Source organism: Azonexus sp., from assembly GCF_036170495.1.
Lineage (GTDB): Bacteria > Pseudomonadota > Gammaproteobacteria > Burkholderiales > Rhodocyclaceae > Azonexus.
This window is the reverse complement of sequence record NZ_JAVHPH010000476.1, coordinates 1-8,047: the sequence shown is the minus strand read 5'-3', so window position 1 is coordinate 8,047 and position 8,047 is coordinate 1. Positions and strand designations below refer to the sequence as shown.

General features: G+C 61.9%; 9 protein-coding genes. 7 read left to right on the top strand and 2 right to left on the bottom strand.

What is annotated here, in order from left to right; translation table 11 throughout:
• The 3 genes from ADADOO_RS17225 to ADADOO_RS17215 form a co-directional block, all read left to right on the top strand.
• Positions 1–1,895, top strand: a 1,895-nt coding sequence (locus ADADOO_RS17225; protein WP_511278744.1) for an ATP-binding cassette domain-containing protein, incomplete at its 5' end; no start/stop codon positions are given.
• A 35-nt stretch (positions 1,896–1,930) separates the two neighbouring features.
• Entirely contained in the window at positions 1,931–3,136 is a 1,206-nt protein-coding gene (locus tag ADADOO_RS17220) for an MFS transporter (RefSeq protein ID WP_511278743.1), read from the top strand.
• Positions 3,133–3,267, top strand: a complete 135-nt coding sequence (locus ADADOO_RS17215) for a hypothetical protein (RefSeq protein WP_511278742.1) — start codon at positions 3,133–3,135, stop codon at positions 3,265–3,267. Before ADADOO_RS17220 ends, ADADOO_RS17215 begins: the two co-directional genes overlap by 4 nt.
• 7 nt (positions 3,268–3,274) lie before the next feature.
• Here the strand turns inward: ADADOO_RS17215 and ADADOO_RS17210 are convergent, their stop codons facing one another.
• Positions 3,275–4,135, bottom strand: coding sequence for an HDOD domain-containing protein (locus tag ADADOO_RS17210; protein ID WP_511278741.1), 861 nt, complete (start codon positions 4,133–4,135; stop codon positions 3,275–3,277).
• A gap of 111 nt (positions 4,136–4,246) precedes the next feature.
• On the opposite strand from ADADOO_RS17210, the gene ADADOO_RS17205 reads away from it, so the two are divergent.
• The gene (locus ADADOO_RS17205; protein ID WP_511278740.1) at positions 4,247–4,891 is read left to right on the top strand and encodes an MBL fold metallo-hydrolase; all 645 of its coding nucleotides are present in this window, start codon (positions 4,247–4,249) and stop codon (positions 4,889–4,891) included.
• Here the strand turns inward: ADADOO_RS17205 and ADADOO_RS17200 are convergent, their stop codons facing one another.
• Positions 4,892–6,073, bottom strand: coding sequence for an EAL and HDOD domain-containing protein (locus ADADOO_RS17200; protein WP_511278739.1), 1,182 nt, complete (start codon positions 6,071–6,073; stop codon positions 4,892–4,894). It lies immediately after the preceding gene.
• Positions 6,074–6,228: 155 nt separating this feature from the next.
• Here ADADOO_RS17200 and ADADOO_RS17195 point away from each other — a divergent pair, with 155 nt between their 5' ends.
• From ADADOO_RS17195 to ADADOO_RS17185, 3 genes are all read left to right on the top strand, one after another.
• Entirely contained in the window at positions 6,229–6,810 is a 582-nt protein-coding gene (locus tag ADADOO_RS17195) for a DNA-3-methyladenine glycosylase family protein (RefSeq protein WP_511278738.1), read from the top strand.
• Positions 6,811–6,869: 59 nt separating this feature from the next.
• Positions 6,870–7,838 (top strand): acetyl-CoA carboxylase carboxyltransferase subunit alpha, encoded by a 969-nt coding sequence (locus tag ADADOO_RS17190; protein ID WP_511278737.1) that lies wholly within the window; start codon positions 6,870–6,872, stop codon positions 7,836–7,838.
• On the top strand, positions 7,807–8,047 hold a 241-nt coding region (locus ADADOO_RS17185), incomplete at its 3' end, for a PP-loop family protein (protein WP_511278736.1). The genes ADADOO_RS17190 and ADADOO_RS17185, both read left to right, overlap by 32 nt.

Here is an 8,047-nt window from a genome sequence, read left to right as displayed (position 1 = left end):
GCCTTGCCTACGGCCACGTGCCGCTTCTCGATCACGCCGATTTTCTGCTCGATCCAGGCGAACGGGTCGCCCTGATCGGCCGCAACGGCACCGGCAAGTCGTCGTTGCTTGCCGCCATCGCGGCCGGCTCCGGGCGGGGGCGGCTCGATGATGGCGAGGTCTGGGTGCAGCCTGGCACGCGCGTCGGCTACGTACCGCAGGAGCCGCCATTTGCGGCTGAGGATACGGTTTTCGAGGCGGTCATTTCCGGCATGGGCGACAACGCCGCGCTGCTTGCCGAGTACCACGAGGTGTCGCACCAGCTCGGCGAGCCTGATGCCGATCACGAGACGCTGCTCAACCGGATGTCCGAACTGCAGCACGAACTGGAATCACGCGGCGCCTGGGCCTACGAGGCGCAGGCCGAACGCGTCATCGAGCGTTTCGGGCTCGACCCGGACGCCAGGGTCGGCAGCCTGTCCGGTGGCCAGAAAAAGCGCCTGGCGCTGGCTCAGGCCCTGGCCGTGGCGCCCGAGGTACTGCTCCTCGACGAGCCGACCAATCACCTTGACATCGCGGCCATCGAATGGCTGGAAAACCTGCTCATTGAATCCGGCGTCACGCTGTTTTTCATCACCCACGACCGTTCCTTCCTCGACCGCGTGTGCACCCGCATCGTCGAGCTGGATCGCGGCAAGCTGGCGAGTTATCCCGGCAGCTTCAAGGAGTACCAGCTGCGCAAGGAAGCCCAGTTGCACGAAGAGGGGCTGGCCAACGCCCGCGCCGACAAGCTGCTCAAGGAAGAGGAAGTCTGGATTCGCAAGGGCGTCGAAGCGCGGCGGACGCGCGCCGTCTTCCGCGTCCAGCGGCTCGACCAACTGCGGGCCGAGCGTCAGGCGCGGCGTGAGCGGATGGGCAAGGTCAATCTGCAACTCGATGCCGGCGACAAGAGCGGCAAACTGGTGGCCGAACTCGAGCACGTTTTCAAATCCTACGGTCAACGGCAAATTGTGCGCGATTTCTCAACCCGCATTCGGCGCGGCGACAAGATCGGCCTGATCGGCCCCAACGGCGCCGGCAAGACGACCCTGCTGCGGCTGATCCTCGACGAAATCAAGCCGGATTCCGGCATCGTCCGCCAGGGCACGAAAATGGACATCGCCTATTTCGACCAGTTCCGCACCCAGCTCGATCCCAATTCGACGCTGTCCGACGTCATCTCGCCGGGTTCGGACTGGGTCGAGATTGGCGGCGCCAAGAAGCACGTCATCGGCTATCTCGAAGATTTCCTGTTCGCGCCCGAGCGCGCCCGTTCGCCGGTCAGCTCGCTGTCTGGCGGCGAGCGCAACCGCTTGCTCCTCGCCCGCCTGTTCGCCAAACCGGCCAACGTGCTGGTCCTCGACGAACCGACCAACGACCTCGACATCGAAACCCTGGAGTTGCTTGAAGAGTTGCTGCAGACCTACCAGGGCACGCTGTTCCTGGTCAGCCACGACCGGACTTTCATCGACAATGTGGTGACCCAGACCATCGCCGCCGAAGGCGACGGCACCTGGCAGGAATACGCCGGCGGTTACAGCGATTGGGCAGCTTACAAGGCCAGTCTGGCCAAGGCGGCGCCGAAGCAGAAGGCCGATCCGAAACCCGTCGCCAAAGCCGCCGAACCGGCCAAGGTGAAGGGCGAAAAACTGTCGTGGAAAGAACAGCGTGAACTGGAGGAGCTACCCGAAAAAATCGCCGGGCTGGAAGCCGAACAGGTCGAGCTGAGCAAACGCCTCGAAGATGGTTCGCTCTACCAGACAGACCCGGCTGCGGCGCAAAAGGCCTCCGAGCGACTGGCTGCCATCGACGACGAGTTGATCGAATGGCTGGAACGCTGGGAAGGTCTCGAAGCGCGCGCCGGGAACCCGGTGTAAGCCAGACGCTCCAACAGCACTCCTGAGGAGCTTGCATGAATTCAAACGCCACCTGGCGCACGCCGCTCGTCATCCTGACCGTCGGCTGCGTGATCCTTACGCTGTCGATGGGCGTTCGCCACACGGCCGGCCTTTTTCTGCAACCGATGACGGCCGACAACGGCTGGACGCGCGAAACCTTCTCGTTCGCCTTCGCGCTGCAAAATCTCATCTGGGGTCTCGGCTCGCCGTTTGCGGGCGCCTTGGCCGACCGCTTCGGCGCCGGCCGGACACTGCTCGTCGCGGCCAGCTTCTACGTGCTCGGCCTGGTCTTCATGTCGGTGTCGCCGACGCCGCTGAGTCTCGACCTGTCGGCCGGCCTGCTCATCGGCATCGGCCTGTCGGGAACCACCTTTCCGGTCATCATGGGTGTCATCGGCCGCCACACGACGCCGGAACGGCGCAGCCTGGCCCTCGGCATCGCCAGTGCCGGCGGCTCGTTCGGCCAGTTTGCCGTGCTCCCCATCGGGCAGATGATGATCTCCACTTACGGCTGGCAGAGCGCGCTGGTCCTGCTCGCCTGCGGCGTCGGCCTCATTGCCCCGCTCGCCTACGCCATGGCCGACGGCCACAAACCCTCGGCCGGCGCCGGACAGTCGGTCGTCGAGGCGCTGCACGAGGCCAGCCGCGAGCGCAGTTTCCACTACCTGTTCTGGGGCTATTTCGTGTGCGGCTTCCAGACCGCTTTCATCATGCTCCACCTGCCGTCCTACCTGGTCGATGCCGGCATGTCGGCCAATGTCGGCATGACGGCGGTGGCGCTGATCGGCCTGTTCAACATCTTTGGCTCATTCTATTTCGGCTGGGCGGGCGGGCACTCGAGCAAGAAAAACCTGCTGGTCTGGATCTACGGCCTGCGCGCCGTGGCTATTTTCATTTTTATGCTGATTCCGCTGTCGACCGTAACCGCGTGGATATTTGCCGCCGTCATCGGCATCCTGTGGCTGGCTACCGTGCCGCTGACCAACGGCCTGATCGCCCAGATTTTCGGCTTGCGCTACATGTCGATGCTGACTGGCGTCGTCTTTCTCGGCCACCAACTCGGCAGCTTTCTCGGCGCCTGGCTTGGCGGGCGGATTTTTGACGAAACGGGCTCTTACTCGCTGGCCTGGTCGATCTCCATCGGCCTGTCGATCCTTGCCGCCATTTGCTCGTGGCCGGTCAACGAAAAGCCGCTGGCCCGGCTGAGTCCGGCCACGTGAAGGCAAACTGGCGCTGGTTCCTTGGCGGTGTCGGCGTGGCGCTGGCGGTGTTGCTGCTGGCGCTGATCTTCGCCGCCTACCAGATGCCCGAGCTGTTGCTCGACTGGGCCAACCTGCGTTACTGCGGCTAGCAACAGGCTAAGTCAGTGCCGCCTCGCCATCCGCTTCGCGGGCCGGCACCGGCAATAAGCCAAGGCGCTGACGAACGGTGTCCGGCGTGACATTGAGCAGTTCGCCAATGTCCTTGTAGTCGTCCGGCAGCGCCGGGTCATCCCAACTGTAGGACGAATGACGGGCGAGTTGGACGGCCAGCGTGACGTTGCGCACGCGGGGGTTCCCGGCATTGTCTTCGTCGATCAGATCGCGCAGCAGTTCGGGCAGGTTCCAGACACGGCAGAGTTCGAGCTGGATTTCCTGGAAGGTGAAGCCCAGCGCCTGCTTTTGCGCATCGGCGCTGCGCATGGTCGGGGTGGCCTTCTGTTGCTCGTGAATGGCCAGCCCGAGGCTCGGTGCCGAACACCACACGAGAATCTCGGCCAGATCGTGGAGCAGCGCCGCGATGCGCACTTCTTCCATATTCACGTCGTGGCGCCAGACTGCCCAGTCCTGTGCGTAATCGGCCGCCCGCTGGGCCCGGCGAACGATTTGCAGAACGCCGAGCAGGGCGTGCGGGCCGGCTTCCTTGAGCTGGTCCTCAATCGTGAACAGGTTGTCGAAATGATTGAAGAAGGGCTCGATACCGGCCATGACGACCGAACTGGCGATGGTCGTGATGTCATGCTGCAGGGCGTGGCCGCGCATCGGCTGGGTGAAGGCCAGAACGCGGACGGTCATGATTGGGTCTTGGAGGATCAGGCGCGCCAGTTCGCGGGCCTCGACACGGTCAAGATTGGCGCGCATTTCCTCGATTCGCCGCTTGGTCACCCGGAGGACCGGCAGGCCGTTATTGCTGAAGAGCAGGGACCAGGCATCGAGGTCCGGCAGCGGGTGGTCAAGCATGGTCGGCTTTCGGGAAAAGGAGGTTCGCCGGGAGTGTAAGGGGGGCGGCGGCGCCGGGCAAGCGAGCCGACATGCGATAATCCGGGCCGGTCAAATTCTTCGATTCCAGTCATGCGCTATGCCATCGTCCCGGTTACCCCGTTTGAACAAAACTGCACGGTTTTCTGGTGTGAGAATACCCGCCAGGCTGTGGTCATTGACCCCGGTGGCGATGTCGAACGCATCCTGCGCCTGCTTGCCGACGAAAAGCTGAGCCTGGCCAAGATACTGGTTACCCACGGCCATATCGATCACGCCGGTGGGGTTGCGTTGCTCGCTGAGCAGAGCGGGGTCGGCATTATCGAAGGGCCGCACGAGGAAGACCGTTTCTGGATCGAGGGCATGCCGCAGCAGAGCAAGATGTTCGGCTTTCCCAACGTGCGCAGCTTCGAGCCGACGCGTTGGCTCAAGGATGGCGACAAGGTCCGTTTTGGCGAGGTCGAGCTGGATGTGCTGCATTGCCCCGGTCATACGCCTGGACACGTTGTCTTCTACCATCCGCCGAGCCATCTCGCCCAGGTCGGCGATGTGTTGTTCCACGGCTCAATCGGGCGGACCGACTTTCCGCGCGGCGATCACGACGCGCTGATGCGCTCGATCAAGGAACGGTTGTTTCCGCTCGGCGACGACGTGGCGTTCATCCCCGGCCACGGCCCGATGTCGACCTTTGGCGAGGAGCGCAAGGCCAACCCTTTCCTGAGTGGCCGCTTTGGCTGATCAGGCTCCAACGTGGATTTTCGAGGCCCAGCCAAAGGCATCGAGCTGGGCAGCAACGTAGTCGTAACCATCGATGCCGAGTGCCGCGAGCTTGGTTGATGCTGCTTTCAGGTCGTGTTTGTCGACGGCGGTGACGGCGGCCAGAAGTTCGCCCAATCCGCCTTGGTGTTCGACCAGGGCTTTCTGGGCGACTTCGGGTAGCGGAAGCTGGCGCATGATTTCCGGCATCGACATGCCGAGCAGTACGTCGAGCAATGAGAAGGTGCCGATCATGAAGGCGGTATCGGCTAGCTGCTCGGCAGGCAGTTGCGGGGTGATGTGATTGGCCACCAGTTCAAAGAGGCGACCGCGTGCGGCGGCTTTTTGCAACAGCGGATTGGGGTGCTGACCGTTGTTCGGGTCCGAATAGACGAGCAATTGCAGCCAGCGCTGCAATTGCCGACGGCCAAGCAGCGTGATGGCCTGAGTGAAGCTGGTGATCGGGCTACCCGGCGAAAGCGCGGCTGAATTGACAAGCCGAAGCAGGCTGTAGGAGAGCTTCGGTTCTTCGCGAAAAATGGTATCGAGCGCGCCAGCATCGGCATCATCGGCGATCAGGGTGAGCAGTTTCAACAACTTTAGCCGGGTAATGTCGGCTTTTGAATTAGGAGATGAGCGCGTTTGCAGGAATTCGCATGTCGACAGGACGCAGGCGTTGTTCAAAATCCACTCGCGGTCGTTGTGGGTGTGCACATCGGTGGCAACCAGCGTGGTGCGACTGGCCAGGCCAAACAGGGTAAAAGGCGGCAGGCTGCGGGCGTGGCTGCTACCAATCAGCAGGTAGTCCCAGCATCCTGCCGCCGGCAACTTGGTATCCGGTGCGGCGCTCAGTCCTACCTTGCGTCGAGCCAGGCGCAGGCTCGCCTCAAGTTCGCTCAGCGCGTCGGCATCCTGAGGGGCGGGGTGGGTCGGAAAAACGGTGACCGAACGCTCAGTCAGCACACCTGCATCATATCCACCGCCGAGGGCCGGCAGAAACCACGGCTGACGATGGTCGAAGGTTTCGAGCAGGGGTGAGGAAAAAAGCCGCGCCAGTGTTGCGCCATCGATGGGGCTGCCAGGGGGGAATTCCACGCTGAAGCCGGACCATGAATCATCGGCGCCGAGTAGCGGAAAAACGAAAACGGGGGCCGTGCCGGGCATTGATTTTTCTCCGGAGTGTTTTTGACAATGCTAGCAAACCTGAACGCGGCCGTCTGTGATGCTTGTCATAAATTGGCTCGTTTTTCCGGTTGACCGTAGCCTCTCCGTATAATTTGCCGATGTTTCCCGAGTATTGGTCCCAAGCTGCCGCAGACTTGGCGCTCCATGATCCGACGATGGCCGAACTGGTCGAGCGCTATGCCGGGGTGTCGCTTGTCTCGCGTGGCGACGCCTTCGGTACCTTGGCGCGTTCGATCGTTGGTCAGCAGATTTCCGTCAAGGCTGCCGATGCAGTCTGGGGGCGGCTTGTTGCGCAACTCGGCGAAGTGGTGCCGGCCCGCGTCGTCGCATTTGGCGAGAGCGGCTTGACGGGCTGCGGCCTCTCCCGACGAAAAATTGAGTATCTGTGCGATCTGGCCGGACATTTTGTCGGTGGGCAGCTTGATCCGTCGGCCTGGTCACGGCTGAGTGACGAAGAGATCATTGCCGAATTGACTGCTGTGCGCGGTATCGGCCGGTGGACCGCAGAGATGTTTCTGATTTTCCACCAGCTGCGGCCGGATATTTTTCCGCTCGACGACATCGGTCTGCAGCGTGCCGTCAGCGAAAGATACTTTGCCGGCGAAAAACAGTCCCGCCGAGCCCTTGCTGAATTCGCCGCGCGCTGGCGCCCCTGGCGCTCGGTTGCGACGTGGTATTTGTGGCGTAGTCTCGACCCGCTGCCCGTCGAGTACTGAAACGGTAGCCTGCTTACCTTTGGGGTAAAATGCGCGCCAACTTAGCAAACGAGCAGTCCATGAAAACTAGTTTCCTCGACTTCGAACAATCCATCGCCGACCTTGAAGCCAAGATCGAAGAACTGCGTTTCGTGCAGGATGATTCCGCCGTCGATATTTCCGAAGAGATCGAGCGACTGGAGAAGAAGAGCGGTCAGCTGACCAAGGATATCTACGCCAAGTTGAGTCCGTGGCAGATTTCCCAGGTGGCCCGCCATCCGCAGCGCCCTTACACGCTGGATTACCTGTCACTGATCTTCACTGATTTTGAAGAGCTGCACGGTGATCGCGCATTTGCTGATGACCACGCCATTGTCGGCGGCCTGGCTCGCTTCAATGGCCAGTCGGTCATGGTTATTGGCCATCAAAAGGGCCGCGATACGAAGGACAAGATTTATCGTAACTTCGGCATGCCGCGCCCCGAGGGCTATCGTAAGGCGTTACGTCTGATGCGGCTGGCCGAAAAATTCGGTATTCCGGTGATGACCTTCGTCGACACGCCGGGCGCCTATCCGGGGATTGATGCTGAAGAGCGTGGCCAGTCCGAGGCAATTGGTCGCAACCTCTACGTGATGGCTGAACTCAAGGTGCCCATCATCGTTACCATCATCGGTGAGGGCGGTTCAGGCGGTGCTTTGGCCATCGCGGTCGGCGATACTTTGCAGATGCTGCAATACTCGACCTACTCGGTGATTTCGCCGGAAGGCTGCGCCTCCATTCTGTGGAAGAGCGCCGAGAAGGCACCGGAAGCTGCTGAAACCATGGGCATCACGGCCCAGCGCCTGAAAACGCTTGGTTTGATCGACAAAATCATCAATGAGCCGCTCGGCGGTGCGCACCGCGACCACGCAGCGATGGCGCAAAATCTCAAGAAGGCCCTGCAGGATGCGCTGAAGCAGCTCTCCGGCCAGTCGACGGCCGAACTTCTGGCAGCGCGCTATGAGCGGCTGATGAACTATGGCCGCTACAAGGAACAGCCTGTCAGCTGATCTTAGGGAGCGGGTCGGCGCTTTTCTCGCCCCCCGTCTCCAGACGGAGGCCCGTCTTTGGGTGGGGCTGTCCGGCGGTTGCGATTCCGTTGTCTTGCTCCATGTGCTGAGCCGCCTCGGCTTTGGCAATCTGGCGGCAATTCATATCCACCACGGGTTGTCGCCCAATGCTGAGGCGTGGGCGGTGTTCTGTGCCGGTTATTGCGAGC